Source organism: Shouchella rhizosphaerae, assembly GCF_900142675.1.
Taxonomy (GTDB): Bacteria; Bacillota; Bacilli; order Bacillales; family Bacillaceae_D; genus Shouchella; species Shouchella rhizosphaerae.
Window position 1 is genome coordinate 339029 of the sequence record NZ_FRBS01000002.1, and the last position, 18312, is coordinate 357340.

Annotated in this window: 13 protein-coding genes; 11 read left to right on the plus strand and 2 right to left on the minus strand. The window is 40.8% G+C overall.

The window, feature by feature from the left end; translation table 11 throughout:
• Positions 1-8 precede the first annotated feature (8 nt).
• Together BUC05_RS07745 and BUC05_RS07750 are read right to left on the minus strand one after the other, a co-directional pair.
• On the minus strand, positions 9-1460 hold the full coding sequence (locus BUC05_RS07745) for an aldehyde dehydrogenase family protein (RefSeq protein ID WP_073304469.1): 1452 nt from the start codon (positions 1458-1460) through the stop codon (positions 9-11).
• An 83-nt stretch (positions 1461-1543) separates the two neighbouring features.
• Positions 1544-3058, minus strand: a complete 1515-nt coding sequence (locus tag BUC05_RS07750) for a helix-turn-helix domain-containing protein (protein ID WP_035205997.1) — start codon at positions 3056-3058, stop codon at positions 1544-1546.
• Between the two features lie 233 nt (positions 3059-3291).
• On the opposite strand from BUC05_RS07750, the gene BUC05_RS07755 reads away from it, so the two are divergent.
• The 11 genes from BUC05_RS07755 to BUC05_RS07795 all read left to right on the plus strand — a co-directional run bounded on the left by BUC05_RS07755 (position 3292) and on the right by BUC05_RS07795 (position 18290).
• A complete protein-coding gene (locus BUC05_RS07755; protein WP_073304471.1) occupies positions 3292-4401 on the plus strand; it encodes a response regulator aspartate phosphatase in 1110 nt (369 codons plus the stop codon).
• Positions 4398-4520, plus strand: coding sequence for a hypothetical protein (locus BUC05_RS21895; protein ID WP_255222643.1), 123 nt, complete (start codon positions 4398-4400; stop codon positions 4518-4520). The genes BUC05_RS07755 and BUC05_RS21895 overlap by 4 nt, the downstream gene beginning before the upstream one ends.
• A 59-nt stretch (positions 4521-4579) precedes the next feature.
• A complete protein-coding gene (locus tag BUC05_RS21900; protein ID WP_255222644.1) occupies positions 4580-4702 on the plus strand; it encodes a hypothetical protein in 123 nt (40 codons plus the stop codon).
• Positions 4703-5273: 571 nt separating this feature from the next.
• Positions 5274-6146 carry an NAD(P)-dependent oxidoreductase gene (locus BUC05_RS07760; protein WP_257006641.1) on the plus strand — a complete coding sequence of 291 codons (873 nt, stop codon included), beginning with the start codon at positions 5274-5276 and terminating at the stop codon, positions 6144-6146.
• 60 nt (positions 6147-6206) lie between these two features.
• Positions 6207-8207, plus strand: a complete 2001-nt coding sequence (locus tag BUC05_RS07765) for a family 10 glycosylhydrolase (protein ID WP_073304473.1) — start codon at positions 6207-6209, stop codon at positions 8205-8207.
• A 4-nt stretch (positions 8208-8211) separates the two neighbouring features.
• Positions 8212-10287: a beta-galactosidase trimerization domain-containing protein gene (locus BUC05_RS07770; RefSeq protein ID WP_073304475.1), complete on the plus strand. Its 2076-nt coding sequence runs from the start codon at positions 8212-8214 to the stop codon at positions 10285-10287.
• A gap of 32 nt (positions 10288-10319) precedes the next feature.
• Complete coding sequence (locus tag BUC05_RS07775; RefSeq protein WP_084140035.1) at positions 10320-11273, plus strand: ABC transporter permease; 954 nt, start codon at positions 10320-10322, stop codon at positions 11271-11273.
• A 32-nt stretch (positions 11274-11305) separates the two neighbouring features.
• Positions 11306-12178: a carbohydrate ABC transporter permease gene (locus BUC05_RS07780; RefSeq protein WP_073304477.1), complete on the plus strand. Its 873-nt coding sequence runs from the start codon at positions 11306-11308 to the stop codon at positions 12176-12178.
• 145 nt (positions 12179-12323) lie between these two features.
• Positions 12324-13829, plus strand: coding sequence for an extracellular solute-binding protein (locus BUC05_RS07785; protein WP_073304479.1), 1506 nt, complete (start codon positions 12324-12326; stop codon positions 13827-13829).
• Between the two features lie 139 nt (positions 13830-13968).
• Positions 13969-15990: an alpha-amylase family protein gene (locus BUC05_RS07790; protein ID WP_073304481.1), complete on the plus strand. Its 2022-nt coding sequence runs from the start codon at positions 13969-13971 to the stop codon at positions 15988-15990.
• Positions 15987-18290 (plus strand): helix-turn-helix domain-containing protein, encoded by a 2304-nt coding sequence (locus BUC05_RS07795; RefSeq protein ID WP_073304483.1) that lies wholly within the window; start codon positions 15987-15989, stop codon positions 18288-18290. Before BUC05_RS07790 ends, BUC05_RS07795 begins: the two co-directional genes overlap by 4 nt.
• Positions 18291-18312 lie beyond the last annotated feature (22 nt).

The window sequence follows — 18312 nt, forward strand, 5'->3', positions numbered from 1 at the left end:
ACTACCTCCTAAGGTTTAAGATAGACTGCTTTTGTATCAACCCAAAAGTCAAGGGCAGTGCTTCCTTGTTCCCTCGGCCCAATACTCGAATTTTTCTTGCCGCCAAAAGGCAATTGGTTTTCGTAGTGATTGGAAGGGATGTTAATATGAGTCACTCCTGTTTCAACTCGGCGGACAAATTCATGGGCTTTTTGCAAATTGGTTGTATAAATGGCCGAAGAGAGGCCAAAATCTGTCTGATTGGCGACGGCGATCGCTTCATCAAAAGAATCGACTTCCATTATCGCCACGACAGGAGCGAACACTTCCTCTTGGGCAATGGTCATCTCTGGCGTAACGCCGCTTAGCACGGTCGGCGCGACGAAGTAGCCTTTGTCTTTTCCTTCGCCGAAAAGACGCTTGCCTCCGCATTCTAGCTTCGCTCCTTCTTTGACAGCAATGTCCACATAATGGAGGTACTTTTGAAGCTGCGCCTCATTGGCAACAGGGCCATTTTCTACATTTTCATTAAACCCGTCGCCAACACGAATGGCAGTTGCTTGTTCGACGAGTTTAGATGTAACCGTTTTGGCGATGTTTTTAGGCACGATGACGCGAGAGGTTCCTGTGCAGCTTTGCCCGTTGTTCAGCAAGCCGCTTATGACGATTCCAGAAACAGCTTTATCCAAGTCGGCATCCTCTAAAATAACGGTCGCGTTTTTTCCGCCCATCTCCGCCTGCATTTTTCCACCTCGGTTTGTAACGGATCGGCCTAATCGCAAACCGACATCGGAAGAACCAGTAAACGAAATCGCTTTTAATGTTCGATTTTCGCCTAATTCTTGTCCAACTTTGTCGCCGTCGCCAGTGACAAGATTCAGAACGCCTTTTGGTGTTCCGGCCTCGATAAACAACTCAACGAGCCTCGCGGCAATTTGGACAGTATCATTATGGGGCTTGTAAACAACTGTATTTCCTGCAATTAAAGCAGGGGCAATTTTATAAATCCCGATGCCTAAAGGGAAATTAAAAGGGGTAATGACGCCAACAGGACCGAGTGGCTCTTTGATCGTATAAGCAAATGTCTCGGGATTGCCTGCAGGCAAAGTCTCTCCTGCCAGTCTATTGGCGGCGCCGCTAAAATGTTTGAGTGCTTGAATGGAGGCATCTACTTCTTTTCGAGCGGCGGCCATCGTTTTTCCAACTTCCTTTGTGATGATTGCCGCCAGCTTCTCCTTTTCTGCTGCTAATAAAGGCATTAATTGATAAAGGACATCTGCCCGTTCAATCGCGCTTTTGTTTTTCCAGTTAGGAAAAGCGGCAGCGGCGCTCTTAATGGCGAGCCGCGCATCTTCTGCTGTAGATGCTTGATAGGCACCAAGGATTTCCTCGTAGTTGGCAGGGTTGCGGCCATAAAAGACATTTCCTGAAATAGACGGTTTCCATTCGCCGTCAATGTAGTTTAAATATGTTTGCACCATATGTCGATCACCTCAACTTGTGTTTGCTTGTCTATGATTATAATATTCTGACGAAACAAACGGGATATGGTGGGCTACATGTTTTAGGGCGTTTCTGTGTGGCCGTCCACATACAACTCATAAGCAATCATGAGTTGTAGCCACTGTCTTTCATTTTGAAAGGAAATGTCTAGTACTTGCTCGATCCGTTTCACTCGTTGATAGAGCGTGTTGACGTGGATGTGCAATTGTTTAGCCGTTTGTTGCCGGGCACCTCGCCCGTTTTCGATTAATGCCGCAAGAGTGGCAATGTAATCAGGTTCTAGGTCGAGGAGTGGCTGTAAATAGTCAATTACAAAATCGCGCTTCGTCTGTTCGTCTAAAGAAGGCCAAAGCCTGCGGCAGCCAAGGGTTTGATAACGAACAAGAGGGGCGTCGCTTTTCATTTCAGCAGCAAGCACCGCTTCCCGGTAAGACGAAGCGACGTCGGCAATCATCCTCGGGCGGCTTAGGCCGACAACTAGATGATAGTGGCGCTGCAAATAAGTCGCAAGCTGATCGATATAGGCACAAGAAGAAGCAAGGACGACATAACGCCCTTCGTAAACAGAAAAATGCCCATTTGGGAAGTAAGCTTGGACTGTTGTTTCAATTTGGCGAGTAAGCGCAATGTTGTCGCTAACACCGCCTGCAAGCACGAAACAATAAATAGGGGCGCGGGACAAGGATTCTACAGAACGATAGTCTCCATTCAATAGGTCTTGGAACGCGCAATTGCGCCTGTGAAGCCCTTGTTCATAATCGTCATATTGTTTTTCTAGCTCGCTAGCAAGCATTAACGCAGCAAACTCAAGGATGTTCCGGTCGACCACTGATAAAGTCGCCAATGGCTGCCGGGGGCGAAGGTAACCGAGGCGTTTTCGCTTGCGTATGATCGGAATCGCTTCGTCTTCCTTCACACTCGCTTCAATCGTGCAAGGTGTGTGCACAAGCTGTTCCAACCGGGTAAGGACATGCTCCAGCCCCCCGTCATGCAACGATTGTGCAAGTGTTTCTTTTGCATCGCTATAGGCAAGTGCCTGATGCAAGCGGACGTTCTCAATCGCCAGTGCTGCCTGGTGGGCGAGTCCGAGAGCAATGGCAACGTCTTTTTTATGAAATGGGATGCTGCTTGAATAGCGATTTAATGTAAATGTGCCTAGACAACGGCCATTGGACAGGAACGGCACATTAATGGAGCTCGTAACATCGAGTTTGTATGTGCCTTCGCGAAACCATTTCCAGTTTTCTGGTGAGATGTTGGCCATTTTTCGCTTAACATCATGCTTGCCGAGGCAAAGGTACGGTTTTTTGCTGAGAAACACTTTGCCCGTCAACGATTCACCGGGTTTAAAAGCGAGCTGCCGCAAACTTTGTACAGAGACGCCTGTGCCTGCGCCAAGCCGAAGCACCTTTTGGTTCTCGTCGTATAAATAGACGATCGCCATATCCACATGAGGGATAAAGGCATCAACGGTATCAAGCAATAAACGAAGAATGCTCTGCTCATCGCTTGCTTCGGCTACCAATTGATTAAATTGAACGAACACCGTTATGTCGTTTGCCTGTCCAACTTTCATTTTCACGACCTCCATTCATAGAAAAAATAGATGATTCTAATTTTACTTGATTCACTCTCCTTTTAGTAGAGTCGTCGTGTATCTTCCTATCGTAACAGTAAGTGTTGTTCGTTGTTGGGCTTTCATTCTTCTTTTTTCGCGATGTTGGGAAAATGGCTAACATGATATACAATTTTAAAATGATTGGATATAATCAGGATAAGTTACCAATTACTTCCGAAAGGTTGGTGCCTATGGCTTCTTCTATTTCACCTGAAAAATTGGGCGCAAAAATTGTTGAATGGTACAGCTGTATCGTCTCTCGTGAGGTTGAACAAGCAGAAGAATATAAACAGGAAATTGGCCAATTGGTCAATCAGCTGGAAAGATCAGACGAAAAAGTGTTGTCCTATTACTCGCTTGTTTTGTTTCGCCATCAGCTACTTACAGAAGATGTGCAACAAAAAAGGGTTGAACCAACGAGCCTCCAGGCAATCAATGTAGAGAATACGGTTTATGATGGCTTGTTGGCGTTTCTATATTATTTTATGAGTGGGCAATATGAGTTTTATGAAGGGCGGTATCAATCAGCACTTCGCCTATATAAGATCGCTGAACAGAAAATTGACCACGTTCACGATCAATCAGAGAAAGCCGAATTTTATTTCCGTTTAGGAGAAAGTTATTTTCGCATTGACCAATATACATTTGCTGTTTCTTATCTTGAGCAGGCAATTGATTTGTTTGAGGAACAACAATTTTATTTGGAACGGATTTTAAATTGCAAGTTGCTTTTAGCAGCAATAAAAACAGAACTGAGCCTGTTTGACGAGGCTGAACAAGAATACCAATCGGCACTTGCTGACGCAACGCCTTATCCAACGACGCACGCTCTTCTTTTAAGGGCACTAGGGCTGAATCGAGTCCGCCAAAGAAAGTTACATGAAGCGGAAATGTATTTTGCTGAAGCGCTAACGATTGGTGATCATTCTAAAAGTGTAGAAGGACTTAAAACAAAGGCTAACTTGGCCAATGTTCGCTTGCGCCAGAATGCCAACAATGCAGAAGCAATTCGTTTGTTACAAGAAGCAAAAGCAGGAGCGACAGCCATTCATCTCGAAGAATGTATGGTACGCTGTGCCATCACGGAAGCATTGTACATAAACGAAGGGAGGGACGAGCGACTTACAAGTGAGCTGCAACGACTGTTGGAGCGAGAATTTTACACTGAGTATTCAGAACTGGCAGAAGAGATTGCTGAATACTATAAACAACAATCGTTATTTGAAAAGGCCTTTTATTACATGAAGGAAGCGCTTCATTACCGTACTAATATGAAAATGATAGGAGTTGAACAGCAATGAAACGAATATTCCGTTTGGTATTGCTTGTCTGCTTTATTTTTGTTCCGTTTGTGGATGGAGCCAACGCAGAAACATTTACTCCGATTGAACCACAAGAAAAACCAGGCACGGCGACATAACGGAGAAATTCCTTTAACCGTACGAATATGAAAATCTTAGGGTCAGGAGCTGAACAACAATGAAACGAATCATTGGTGTAATCGTAATCATCTGCTTTGTTTTTGTTCCGTTTGTGGATGGAGCAAAAGCAGAAACGTCTGTTCCAGTGGAAATGCAGGACAAACCAGGCACGGCGACGTAATGAAGAATTCTTGTACAAAAAGAGACTGGGCAGAACAAGGTAAAACATTAAAAAGAGGCCGAAACAAAGCCAGCCAAAAAATAAATGAAAAAGGAGTCCGCTCATCAATAAACGACGAGCGGACTCCTTTTTGTCTAGTTTTTTTGGTTCTCTTTTGTTTACTGTTTCTGGCGGTATACTTTCGAAGGATTACCACCAGGAGGGCCCATTTTCTTTTTCGCCTTTTCGTTGCCTCTTCGGAGAACCGAGTGGAATGAAAGTGAGCCTTTAGGAATCCGAAGACTGGCTCTACAACGACCGTTTTTTCTTCCGAAAGCTTCTCCGTGACCGATGTTTTTTGTTGTTCTCACCTCTTGTTGATATACAATTTTTGGTGATCTCAATCCTTTTTAAATGAGCGGCAATGGGATGTACGATCTAACTTTAGGAAAAAGAATCAACTGAAACGTGCAGACATTTTTTGTTCTCATTCTGGAACCCTCTGAAATAAAAGGAAATCTCAAGAATTGTCTGTTTTAAGCCGTTGGTTATGGTCGTAAGCTTAGGCTAACACAGGAAAGGAGTTGGGCTTTTGAAAGAACGGGATCTTACAATCGGTTTTATCGGGACGGGAGTTATGGGAAAAAGCATGGCCCACAATTTATTGCGTTCGGGATACCGAGTACATGTCTATAGCCGCACAAAATCGAAGGCAGAGGATCTATTAAACGAAGGTGCTACATGGCACGATTCTCCAGGTGAGCTGGTTACGCAATGTAATGTGTTGATATCGATGGTTGGTTACCCAAAAGACGTGGAGGAGATCTATTTAGGGTCAGATGGAATCATTCAAACGGCGAATGCTGGAACGATCTTTATAGATATGACAACGTCTAGTCCGAACTTATCAAAACAGATTGAAGCTGAAGCGAAAAAGCAGGGATGTTATTCGTTGGATGCTCCTGTTTCGGGTGGCGATATAGGTGCTCGAAGTGGAACGCTTTCTATTATGGTAGGCGGAGATTCTGAAGTATTTGAAAAAGTGGAGCCGATTTTTTCCGCTCTTGGCACAAATGTTGTACATCAAGGTCCAGCAGGAGCGGGACAGCATACGAAAATATGCAATCAAATTGCCATTGCTTCTACCATGATGGGAGTGTGTGAGTCGATTAAATATGCAGAAAGATCTGGTCTTGACCCAAACACCGTATTAAAGAGCATTGAAAGTGGTTCTGCGGGAAGCTGGTCCCTAAGCAATCTAGGACCTCGTATCATTAGTGAGAATTTTGAGCCTGGTTTCTATGTGAAGCATTTTATCAAAGATATGGGGATTGCCATTCAGTCTGCTGAAGAGATGGGACTAAAATTGTATGGTCTGGAATTGGCAAAGGCACTATATAGTGATTTAGCAAATAAAGGCGAAGAGAACAGTGGTACCCATGCACTATTTAAGCTTTACGAGTAATAAACAAAGCGGACTTCTTTGTCACTCATTATGATTCGGAACATATGAAAGGAGGCCTCCATGTTTTGGTGGGAACGAAACAATCTAAGGATGATCCAAACCAATTTACGAGAGGTAGATGCCACATTAAATGTCGATCAATTAATCTCTGACTTAAAAGCGTTCTCAGCTAACACGTTAATGATGAACGCTGGAGGAATTTTTGCCTTTTATCCAACAAAACTTAAATATCAGTATCAAACTCCTTACTTGAAACAAGATTTACTTAGAGAGGTCATTGAAAAAACACATGAAGCTGGAATGCGTTTTATCGCCCGTTTTGATTTTAGTAAGGCTCATGAAAGTATATTTAAAGAGAAGCCGGAATGGTTTTACCGAACGATAGAAGGTCATGAGGTTAATTACAACGGTATTGTTCATACGTGTATTAATGGATATTATCAACAAACGTATTCATTAGAAATGATTAAAGAGGTCATAACGGAATATAAGGTAGACGGAATATTCTTTAACATGTTTGGTTACCAAACGAGTGATTATAGTAGTCATGATTATGGTATCTGTCATTGTCAGAGCTGCCAAACTCGTTTTAGAAAAATGTATCAGCTTGAACTTCCTGAATCAAACGATCGATCGAATGAGAGGTACAAGAAATATAAGGAGTTTCAATGGAGAACGACTCAAGAAATGTTAGATCGAATTCATGATCTTGTGAAAAAGATCAACCCTCATATCGCAATCAGCACGTATAACGATTATAAAGTTGACATCGTACGCAAGGAGTCAAACACAAAATTAACTCGACCACATCCAGTCTGGCTTTATTCTTCTTCTGAAAATGTGAAATCAGTGGAGGATACGTGGGATGACAAACTGATTAGTAACTGCTGTATAAATGCGGTTGATTTACAATATCGATTCCATGGTGTTTCCGAACAAGAAGTGAGTATTCGACTTTATGAAAGTATAGCCAGTGGCTCAGGACTAGACTTTTGCATTATAGGCGTATTTGATCGCTATTCAGATCAGAAAAACTTTCCTACTATTAAGGATATTTTTCGATTCCATGAAGAGAATGAGCAATATTACGGTCAATTATTATCCGTAGAAGAAATAGCCTTGATTAAACCAACGGGACCACAGGTGTCTAATGAAACAGAATATCTAGGAATTTTTAAAATGCTAAAGGAAGAGCACAAACCATTTGATGTGGTCTGCCAGCATCAACTTGTTACGAATGAAGAAAAGTTAAAAAGGTTCCAGTTTATTATCATACCTGATATCCGAGAGTGGGAAGGTGAGCAGCTTAATACGCTCATCCGGTTACACCAACAAGGAGTGAAAGTAGTAGCGACTGGCCAGACATTAACACAGGCTGATCAAGCGCAAGTCCTACGTTCTCTTTTTAATGGTGAGTTTATTAAAACTACAACAGAAAATGATGCAGCCTATTTATTGACGAAAGGCAAGCAATTATCGTCTCAAGACACTGAGCAAAACTGGGTGTTTATCGATGGGGAATTCTCAATGATAAAGTTTAGTAACTGTGATAAATGGCTGCCTTATATTTTACCGTCCACTTTTGGCCCTCCAGAGCGAGCGTATAACCATAAGCTGAGTGAGTTTCACGGGGCGGGTATTGCTCACACGGAGTATGGAGCAAATGCCTATCTCACTTGGCAACCAGGCACGTTGTATTATCAGCATGGTTATGAGGATCATAAACAACTGTTTGATAGAATCCTGAATCAGCTTGAATATCGTTCCATTCTTAAGGCTGATGCGCCTGGCTCTGTGGAAATGTTCATAAACCGCACAGCCAAAGGCCAGTATGTAGTGCAGCTTTTAAACCTATCTGGATTTAATGGTGTCACATATATGGAACCTATACCAATTGGTCCGATTCAAATAGAGTTACATCTTGAAGATGTGCCAACTAACATTATTCATTTGAACAGTAAAAAAACGATCGCCTTTGAAGCTGATTCCAGTCATTCAACCATTACATTCCAGGTTGATCAGCTCCAGAGATACGATGCTTATGTGATCGAGATGAGGTGAAGGGATGGACAAACTCACATATCAAAAGGACCCGAGTTTTTGGAAAACTAGATTTCGTCTGCTTCAACCGAACCTGCGAAAAATTGATGCGATTGATTTAAATGTGGAAGCGATGATTGAAGAAGTAAAAGACTATGGCGCGAATGCGATTTTGGTTAATGGTGGGGGGATTGTTGCTTGGTATCCAACAACCAATCCCAATCAGAAAGTGAATGAATTCATGCAAGGAGATTTCCTAGGTGAAGTGATTGCTTCTGCGCATAAAGCAAATATAAAGGTATTAGTAAGGATGGATGTCAGTAAAAGTCATCCCCATTTGTTAGAGGCACATCCTGACTGGTTTAGACGAGATTCTGCCGGTGAGGTGATCAAGCATTGGGAGATGTTAACCACCTGTCCAACCGGCCCCTATTGGGAAAGCTATAACTTTCGCGTATTAGAAGAGCTCTTAAACACTTATCCAGTCGATGGAATCTTCTTTAATGCCTTTAATTATTTAAGGTGCCATTGTAAGCGTTGTCAATCATTATTCAAAGAACAAACTGGATTCGAGCTACCCAAAGCAGAGAATTGGGAGGACCCAGCTTGGAGAGCTTATGTGAATTATCGATATACACGCCATGCTGATTATAATCGCCGGTTAGCGGACTTTGTCGATAGCGTTTCACCAGGGACTGTGCTGACGATTGATACGAATATAACATCGGATTCCTATAAAGGGATTCGTGAAAGTGGATGGCACACAGCGATGTTTTCTAAAAGCAATGGTTGTATTACAAGTGAAGCTTTTAACTTTTTAGATCGACCTTTCCCTAAGTGGACGTATTGGGCGGGAGAAGAAGTGAAAATTGGAAACCATATTAAACAAACATCTATCATTTTAAGTTATTCAAAATCAATTTTCAGCCGTAGATCTGCCCAGCCTGCTGTCCAGTTTGGATATGATTTAATGCAAATTGCAGCAAATGGAGGAGCCCCATTTGTAGCTCTTAGTGGGACTTTTGATCAGAACGATAAGCAAGCCTTGCCTATGACCAAAAAAATATATAACTATCTAAAGACATTTGAGCATGAGTACAATGCTATGACGCCTTTAGCAGATGTTGCGATTATTTATTCTCAACGAACGGCAGATTTTTACGGGAAAGAAAATCCAGTAGATCGTTGGCAAGCCCACTATCGAGGTATGTACGAAATTATCGCTGAGAGTCATATTTCATTTACTGTTCTTCATGAAGGGTGTTTGTCCTTGGAGAAACTACAAGACTATTCATGTATCATCCTTCCTAATGTTGCAGCCATGAGTGATGAGGAAGCTTTGCTACTAGACAAATATGTGGAGTCAGGTGGACATATCATCTCTACCTATGAAACAGGTCTTTACGACAGTGAAGGACAACGAAGATCTGAGCAGGCATTAAAATGTATTGCCCGAGAGGTGAAAGAATCTACACAAAACTCGTACACGTATTTGATGCTTGATGATCAACTTCTATTAGGAGATGATCCTCAAACAGATCTACTCATGTTCACAGGCGATTTCTTAAAAACTGTTGAACGAAACACGGCTGCTAGCAAAACAGTGTGTGCAGACTTACATGGGATTCCTAGCGTGCTCAATACGACTCCTGAGTTCGCATATTGGGACGAAGTGTCTGATTTCCCAGGGTTAACGATTCATTCGTATGGAAAGGGGTCAGTTGCGTATCTTCCATGGAGTCCTGACAAACTCTATCATTTGATGGGGGTACCTGAATATAAGCCGTTAATAGCTGGCTTGGTCAAACGTTTTTGTGGTCACTTAACACTGGAGTGTGAAGCTCCTGCAGGGGTTGAATGCCTCATAGCTAGCCGAGAGTCTGGTGGATATTTTATTCATTTATTAAATGCAGTAGGAACTCAAGGCAAGCCTTTGACTGAAACGATTAAGGTAGAAAATATTCAAATAAAGGTGAGGGGGTCTTTTACATCAGCCCGATCATTAACAGCAGGAGATGACTACTCCATTTCAAAAGAAGACGAGTATTCGTCAGTGATTGTCCCAAGCCTAGAGTTATTTGAAGCGATCCTGATTGAGTAACTTATAAAAATAACAGATAGGGAGGGGTCAAATTGGAGCGAAAATCACCTAGTCCAAAGAGTGACATAATAGCAATCTCTCGTAGTACGTTATGGAGTAGAATCGTAGCTCATAAGTGGATATATCTGTTACTGCTACCTGGCTTACTCTATTTTCTTATTTTTAGAATTGGCCCAATGTGGGGGCTGTTAATCGCTTTTAAGGATTACAATGCCTATGTTGGATTTTGGGGCAGCGAATGGGTGGGGCTACAGCATTTTAGAGAGTTATTTGGAAGCACAAATTTTTATATTATGCTTCGCAATACGTTTGTTATAAATGTACTTAGCTTAATATTCTTCTTTCCATTGCCAATCGTTCTCTCCATTATGTTAAATGAAGTACGCCATGGTCTGTTTAAGCGTCTAAATCAATCGATTGTCTATTTACCCCATTTCATTTCCTGGGTTGTAGTTGCAAGTTTAACTGCGTTTATGTTATCAACTGACATTGGTGTCTTAAATAAATTAATTCATACACTAGGGTTTGATCGAATTTCTTTTTTGTCAAACGCTAACTATTTTTGGGGTATCATCACGGCTCAGAATATTTGGAAGGAGCTTGGCTGGGGAACGATTATTTTCCTAGCAGCAATAGCTGGCGTGGACCCATCTAGGTATGAAGCCGCGGTGATTGATGGGGCAAGTCGCTTCCGGCAAATCTGGCATATTACACTTCCCGCGATTCGACCGACCATTATTATTCTGCTTATTCTTCGCTTAGGAAATATGGCCGATGTAGGCTTTGAGCAAATATTGCTGATGATGAACCCACTTGTCATGTCAACAGCGGAAGTGTTTGATACGTATGCCTATACTCACGGTATTTTGCAAGGCCAAATTAGTATCGGTGTAACCGTTGGGATGTTTAAAGGGGTGGTTGGACTCGTTCTTGTCCTCGGGGCTAACTATATTGTCAAACGAATGGGACACGAGGGTATTTATTAGGAAGTAAATATAAAGTGAAGGAGGGCTTTAATTTGAGCTTTGTCCCAACAAAAAAAATGACGATAGGAGATTGGATTAACTATAGTTTCCTAATTCTAATTTCAGCGATTAGTCTATTCCCTTTCCTGTACGTATTTAGTGTTTCATTTACAGATCCTGAAATGTATGTTCCGCTCGAATTCTACTTAATTCCTGAAAAGTGGTCTCTTGATGCATATGTATATATATTGCAAACGAATAGTTTCATTAACGCGCTAAAAAGCACCTTGTATGTAACGGTGGTGGGGACCATTTTAAATGTGATTGTATCTTTCTCCATGGCTTATGCCCTTACAAAAAAGAATATGCCTGGTCGAAAATATATCCTTGGCATTGTTATTTTTACACTTGTATTTAATGCAGGGATTGTACCTAATTATTTGTTGATTAAGGAATTAAATTTAATCAATAGCTATTGGGCATTGATCTTAATGGCCTTGACAAATGGATGGAGTATTATCGTCATTAAGAGTTTTATGGATTCATTGCCTCCTGAATTAGAGGAAGCAGCAAAAATTGATGGAGCAAATGATTTAGGCGTCTTTCTAAGAATTATAATTCCGCTGTCCATGCCAGCGATTGCTGCCTTTACTCTTTTCTTTGCAGTAGCACATTGGAACACATATTTTAACGCCTTAGTGTATTTGACGGATTCTTCGAAATGGACCTTGCAAGTACTAGTGAAAACATTGGTCATTGATTCGGATTCTAACGGAATTAATACAGGTGGGGATGAAAGTGTGGTTCCCCAGGAAACGATCCGGATGGCTTCTATTGTCTTATCGATGCTTCCCATCTTAGTGGTCTATCCATTCTTACAGAAATATTTTGCAAAAGGAGTGATGTTGGGCTCGGTAAAGGGCTGATTCATAAGGGGAGGAACGGACATTTTTTGTACAGCGACGATCAGTCAATTAATGTCTGTCCTGATCCATTGAATTCTAGATTAAACTTAGGTTAAGAAGGCGAGCTAGATCAAAATTGAAATGAAGACGAGGGAGGATATGTAAGATGAGAACAATGTTTGACAAGAAGGTTGCCGTAGTACTCTGTTCTCTGCTCACCTTGGCTGCTTGTAATAACAATGCCTCGGATCCGGTAGATACGAACGAAAGTAATGATCCAGACGAACCGCTTTATATTAAAATGTTTGCGGGCCTCTATAATGAACTACCAGAGATGGATAATGCTTATTGGACCGAATGGCAGGAGCGCACGAATACAGAATTAGATATTGAATGGGTACCATCGGGTGACCTTGATACAAAAATGGATTTATTACTTGCTTCAGGGGACCTTCCAGAAGTACTTTCCTCTCCCGATGTTCGTCCTCCGCTAGTGAATGCGATAAAGAACGGTGCTTTTTGGGAATTAGACGATTTCCTTGGTGATTATAGTGAGTATCCAAATCTAAAGAATAACCTCGCTGAAGATTGGCAAAAATACCTGTCTGTTGATGGAAAGCTATACGGCTTACCTCGTTCTAGGTCTAGGATAGATATCGGCATAAAGATACGTAAGGATTGGCTGGATGAATTAAATATTCCGGTACCGACTACACTCGATGAATACCAAGATGCCTTAAAGCAAATTGTTGAGGAGGATCCGGCAGGCAGTGACACGCTTGGGCTAATTGGACATGGAACCATCGTCGCGGATGGAACGGATGCGTTTGCGGCTGCATTTGGAGCAATGGATCCATATTTTACTGATGATGGAGGTCTAGTTCCAAAACAATTGACTCCTATGTATACAGATATGGTGGAATGGTTTAGTGAATTATACGCTGACGGCTTGTTAGCACAAGAGTTTTCGGTTATGAAACTCACTCAAGCTGAAGAGTTATACAAAAGTGGTCGAGCTGCATCCTATGCAAGGAGTATTTGGTGGGATAAAGAATACGAAGACGCTATATCAAGAACTCAGCCTGATCCAGAAATTATAAACCTTGCGCTAGAAGGTCCTGGTGGGGTAAGTGTTAACTTGGCAACTGGAGTATCTGGAGGGTATTTTATTTCAAAAACAGTACCAGAAGAAAAAGTGAAAAAAATTCTAGATTATTTAGAGCATACAGCTTCAGAAGAAATAACTGAGTTGGCCTATTACGGAATAGAAGGAGTTCATCATGAGGTCGTAGATGGACAGAAAGTACTAAATGAATTGGGAGAGCAAGAAATAAACACTACAAGTAAGGGTGCTGGTGTTCTAGCTTATTCAAAATGGGGTAAGGTAGAAAGTGCATCAGGCAGCAAAGAATACAACGATAATAAAAAGCAACAAGTTGAGCATTTTGATGAAATAGGAACAATTGATCCAATGACGGGCCTGCATTCAGACATTTGGCTTACAGAATGGGCAAAGCATGTGAATGAATGGGAAACAATGGTTACACGAGTCATTGTAGGGCAAATTAGCATTGATGAATACAAGGATTATATAGAATCAATTAAAGAATCTCCAGGAATGTTGGAAGCGTTTGCGGAATTAGGAGAAGAATATAAAGTATTTAATCAATAGACTTTGAACGTTGTGAGCGGAGCCCTCGAAGTGATGCTTGCCACTGAGGGCTCGATCGTGCCTATAGGGAAGCGAAAGATTCTGACGTAATCCTATTTTTATCCTCAAGGTTTGAAATAACAAAAAAGGAGAAAAATAAATGATTCATTCCAACTCAGATTTATGGTGGAAAAAAAACGTAAGAGTCATTCAACCTAATTTACAGGTAAAAGATACAGGTCAAATTGATCCTGAGAGATTAGCAGAGCAGCTTTATAACATGGAGGCTAATACAGTTGTGTTTAATGTGGGTGGTATTTATGCTTGGTATCCTACAGAGGTGCAGAACCACACCATAAATGAATATCTCCCAACTAGTCATGATCTGTTATTGAAGATGATTGAAGCCGTTCATAAAAGAAATATGCGCTTTATAGCTAGATTTGATTTTAGTAAAGCGGAGGATACTATTTATTTAAAAAATCCTCAGTGGTTTGTGAGAGATCAAACTGGCAAGCCTCAAGTCATTGGCTCTCACAGACCGGGCAATTGGTCATTATTGATGTCAACATGCATCAATGGAACATATCGCACAGACGAGGTTGCCATTCCAGTAATAAATGAGGTTCTATCAAAATATCCTATAGATGGAATATTTCTTAATAATCCAGGTTATATCCCATGTCATTGTGATACTTGTAAACGAAAGTACGTTAGGTTGTATGGCGAAGAGCTTCCAGAAGAGAGAGAGAAGTTCCACCCCGAATGGGCTACCACATGCATGAAGGATAATATTGATCGATTGTACAGTCAGATTAAACAAATAGACACCGGTATGCCCTTAATTCTATATTATAATCTGTATAGTGATAGCTTGTATGACCGTGTTAAAACGGCGGATATGCTTTGTACAGAGCCTCAAGATATCTTGTCGCTAGGAACTAAATACATCCCAGAATGTTGGAAACCCGCATTAAGTATCAAACTTGGTCGTTCACTAAAAGATTATCCTAACCCTTTTGGGATCGTTCACTCTAGCCCGGGTATGGATTGGAGACATACAGGCTTACCACCAGCAGAGTATCAATTTTGGCTTTGCCAAATCCCCGCAAATGGAGGTCAAATATGGCATTCTCTAACCGGCATACCTGATACCATTCACGATAAACGTATACTAGACGTAGTGACAAAGCATAACAATATGGTTAAAAAAGTGGAGCCTTTCATGCAAGATGCTGAAAGCTATAATGAAGTAGCTTTGGTTTGGAATGAGGCCTCTTCTGGGGAAGGGTGGGCTGATGGATTATTAGAAAGACAGATTTCATTTGACGTGTTACTTCCTGAACAACTCGCGCACCATGAACTCAGCAAGTATCGTGCGATTGTTATACCTGAAAACCTGCAATGGACGGAATCTCTATTGACTGCATTAAAGTCTTATACATCTAATGGTGGCGGACTTGTAGTAGAGGGGTTACCGGAAGGCGTAGATGCATATGATTTGGTAGGTATTGAACCTGACACTCATAAGGGAGAGGAGTTAATGGCTTCCTATCTTCGCTTTGAGAAAAACGGAATATTGCGGCAACAGGGTTTGGAAGATACAGAGCTTATCGCTTATCGTGGTCATACCGTTTATTGCAAACCGCAAGTAGGATCAGAGGTTTTAGCTACGCTCGTTCCGCCCTTTTCTCCAATTGAAAGCGTTGGTGCTCCTCCAGAAAGAGCTTCATTAGCTGTCGAAAGAACTGAAATTCCACTGATCACACATAAAAAAATGGGTGAAGGAAGAGTGTTATTCCTTTCGTTTTCACTTAGTGAGCTTATTAATCAATTTCGTCTAAATGAGCATTATACATTGTTAGATAATATTGTGAAATATGCAATAGATACTAGTTTGAGTATAGAGGTAAATCATGCTCCTGGGTTACAAGTTTCAGTCTTTAAACAACAGAATGGAAACCTATTAATCCATTTAGTGAATGGTGCTGGAAGAAGACCACTAACTAGAAACCTCCCTATTCACAACGTAGAAATCAAAGTACGATCATCAGTTATGAAAGCGCTTACTAGAGCGGATGCAGTAATCACTGGTGAAAAACTACATGTAGAAAAGGAGGGTGATACTCTAGTTATTCAGCTACCTATATTAACAATATGGGAGGTTCTGTCAATATCATGAAGTACAGATTAGCTGAAAACTCAAGAAAAAGAACGACTTACTTTAGGCGTGTTATTTGGTTGGTATTTTTATCTGTGTGTATCCCAGTCGTATTAATAGGCAGTATCTATTATAAATTATCTGTGTCACACCTCACGGAGGAGTTAAAGTCACAGTACATGACTTCATTAAAATCATTTATGGATAGCACAGAGGACCGTCTGGCTACCATTGAATATGATTCATTACAACTTTCTGGAAGTTCGATGGTGCGAGATTCTTTTTTGAGTGAAAGTTTTAAAAACGATTATGTTTCTCAGGGGAATTTACTAGACTCGATGATTACTCGTAAAAATGTGCATCCGCCTGTTCAAGAAATGATTTATTACAATGATCAGAATGGAATCGTTCTGTCTACAGATTACGGATACGTACAAAAAAATCAGTATTCTTACAAAGCAGATATTGATTCAGGGTTTTCTTTAGATAAGCAGGCAGGTTGGATGTACTTACCGAACGCCAGTAGCCGAGGGTATATATCTTTTGTTCGGCTACTGCCGGTTGTCGGATCTACACAAGCTCAAGGGGCTTTAATTACGCATGTAAAGGAAGAAACGCTATCTCAACAATTTCAAAAACATTATGAGTCAAGTGATTATATTCATTATCGGATTATTGATTCGGGCGGTGTGGAACTGTTTAGTTCAAGTCATTTCGACGAGCATGGAATGGACGTATCCACAGATCCACTGTATCAACAAATATTAGAAATTGAGGCGAGCTCAGGAATTATATACGGAGAGGATGAAAATGGAAAAGGAGCACTTCATCTGTTTAGCAAAACGCTAAATGATCGTGTATATGTAACGTCGTTAAATGAAACGGCCATTGCGGAGCAGCTTGGATGGATTAAGTTTGTGATTTTATATACCGTTCTAATTTTTTTAGTCATCGGCTTAATTATGTCCTATATCTGTTCAAGGTTTGTCTATAACCCGGTAGAAAGACTTATTCAACAAGGGAAGAAACTAACGGAAAAGCAACATTTTCCTAAGGCATCAACAAATGAGTTTGAATATCTAACAGAATGTCTTCACTCTATGCATGAGCAAGCTGAATCTCTCAATAAACATCTAAAGATAATAGAACCTAATGTACGAGAGCAATTTATAGGCAAGGTTATAAAGGGAGAGATTTGGGATAAAGAACGGATCCAATCTGAATGTAAAACTCTCCAGATAGAGGAAGATCATATGTACACTGTCCTTGTTGTTACTCCAGAAAAGGCGTACAAATTCTTACGGGAGGAATGGCCGTTAACCACATTTGCAATAACGAATATTATGAAGGAACTTCTCCATAAATATGAGCTTAGTGGTTATATTTCTAATGGTGATGGGCTAGAAATCATTGCTTTAGTAAATAGTAATGATCAACGTTCAAATGGGTATATTAATCGAGTTCGTTTAAATCGTTTTGCTGAGCATACCTGTAATGAAGTGAAGAAGTGTTTATCTCTCAATGTTTCAGTAGGTATTGGAAGCGAGTATTCTGGACTGAAAAAGACGTCCGAATCGTATCAGGAAGCATTGTTAGCATTACAATATCGGATGTATAAAACGTCATCACCTATTAATTATTTTGATCGTAATGAAAGCTCGAAAAAGCAGACGATGTTTTTTTATCCGAGGGATCTTGAGGTGGAAATCTTAGATTATTTAAATAAAGGGGAACAAGAATTAACCGAACAGTCTTTAAAGAAGTTTGCTGATGTAGTCAGGGCGTCCGAATCCTATAATTTGATCTATCAAAGCTACCATGTTCTATTATCTTCTATCATTCGTTCCATTGAACAAAAAGGGGTTGGGCTGCTTGAAATTATGGAGAATAATTGGTTTGATCAGTTGAAAAGTAGACAGACTACGGATGAAATTGTAGATTGGTTTATCGAAAAACTATTCCCATTATACTTTGAAATTATTGAAGAAAACCAAAGTTTTGATAGGCGAATAGCTGTTCAGAAGGTTTGGCAACATGTGAAAGAGAATATAGGAATGAACATTTCACTTACAGAATGTGCTGAATTAGTAGGAATGAGCCCTTCTTATTTAAGTAGGATTTTTAGACGCGAAACTGGCATTTCGTTTGTTGATTATGTTAAACAATGTAAAGTAGAGGAAGCAAAAAAATTGTTAAGAGATAAGGAATTGAACATTATAGAAATCGCTCAGAAGGTAGGGTACTCAGAAAGAAATCTTAGTCGGGTGTTTAAACAGGCTGTGGGTATGTCGCCAGGACAATTCCGATCAGAGCATCGATAATAAGTGACTTTGTACTTAAACA

Bases quoted from the DNA above. Each gene is read 5' to 3' on its own strand.
- BUC05_RS07745 (WP_073304469.1), bottom strand. From the start codon at position 1,460: ATGGTGCAAACATATTTAAACTACATTGACGGCGAATGGAAACCGTCT.
- BUC05_RS07750 (WP_035205997.1), bottom strand. From the start codon at position 3,058: ATGAAAGTTGGACAGGCAAACGACATAACGGTGTTCGTTCAATTTAAT.
- BUC05_RS07755 (WP_073304471.1), top strand. From the start codon at position 3,292: ATGGCTTCTTCTATTTCACCTGAAAAATTGGGCGCAAAAATTGTTGAA.
- BUC05_RS21895 (WP_255222643.1), top strand. From the start codon at position 4,398: ATGAAACGAATATTCCGTTTGGTATTGCTTGTCTGCTTTATTTTTGTT.
- BUC05_RS21900 (WP_255222644.1), top strand. From the start codon at position 4,580: ATGAAACGAATCATTGGTGTAATCGTAATCATCTGCTTTGTTTTTGTT.
- BUC05_RS07765 (WP_073304473.1), top strand. From the start codon at position 6,207: ATGTTTTGGTGGGAACGAAACAATCTAAGGATGATCCAAACCAATTTA.
- BUC05_RS07770 (WP_073304475.1), top strand. From the start codon at position 8,212: ATGGACAAACTCACATATCAAAAGGACCCGAGTTTTTGGAAAACTAGA.
- BUC05_RS07785 (WP_073304479.1), top strand. From the start codon at position 12,324: ATGAGAACAATGTTTGACAAGAAGGTTGCCGTAGTACTCTGTTCTCTG.
- BUC05_RS07790 (WP_073304481.1), top strand. From the start codon at position 13,969: ATGATTCATTCCAACTCAGATTTATGGTGGAAAAAAAACGTAAGAGTC.
- BUC05_RS07795 (WP_073304483.1), top strand. From the start codon at position 15,987: ATGAAGTACAGATTAGCTGAAAACTCAAGAAAAAGAACGACTTACTTT.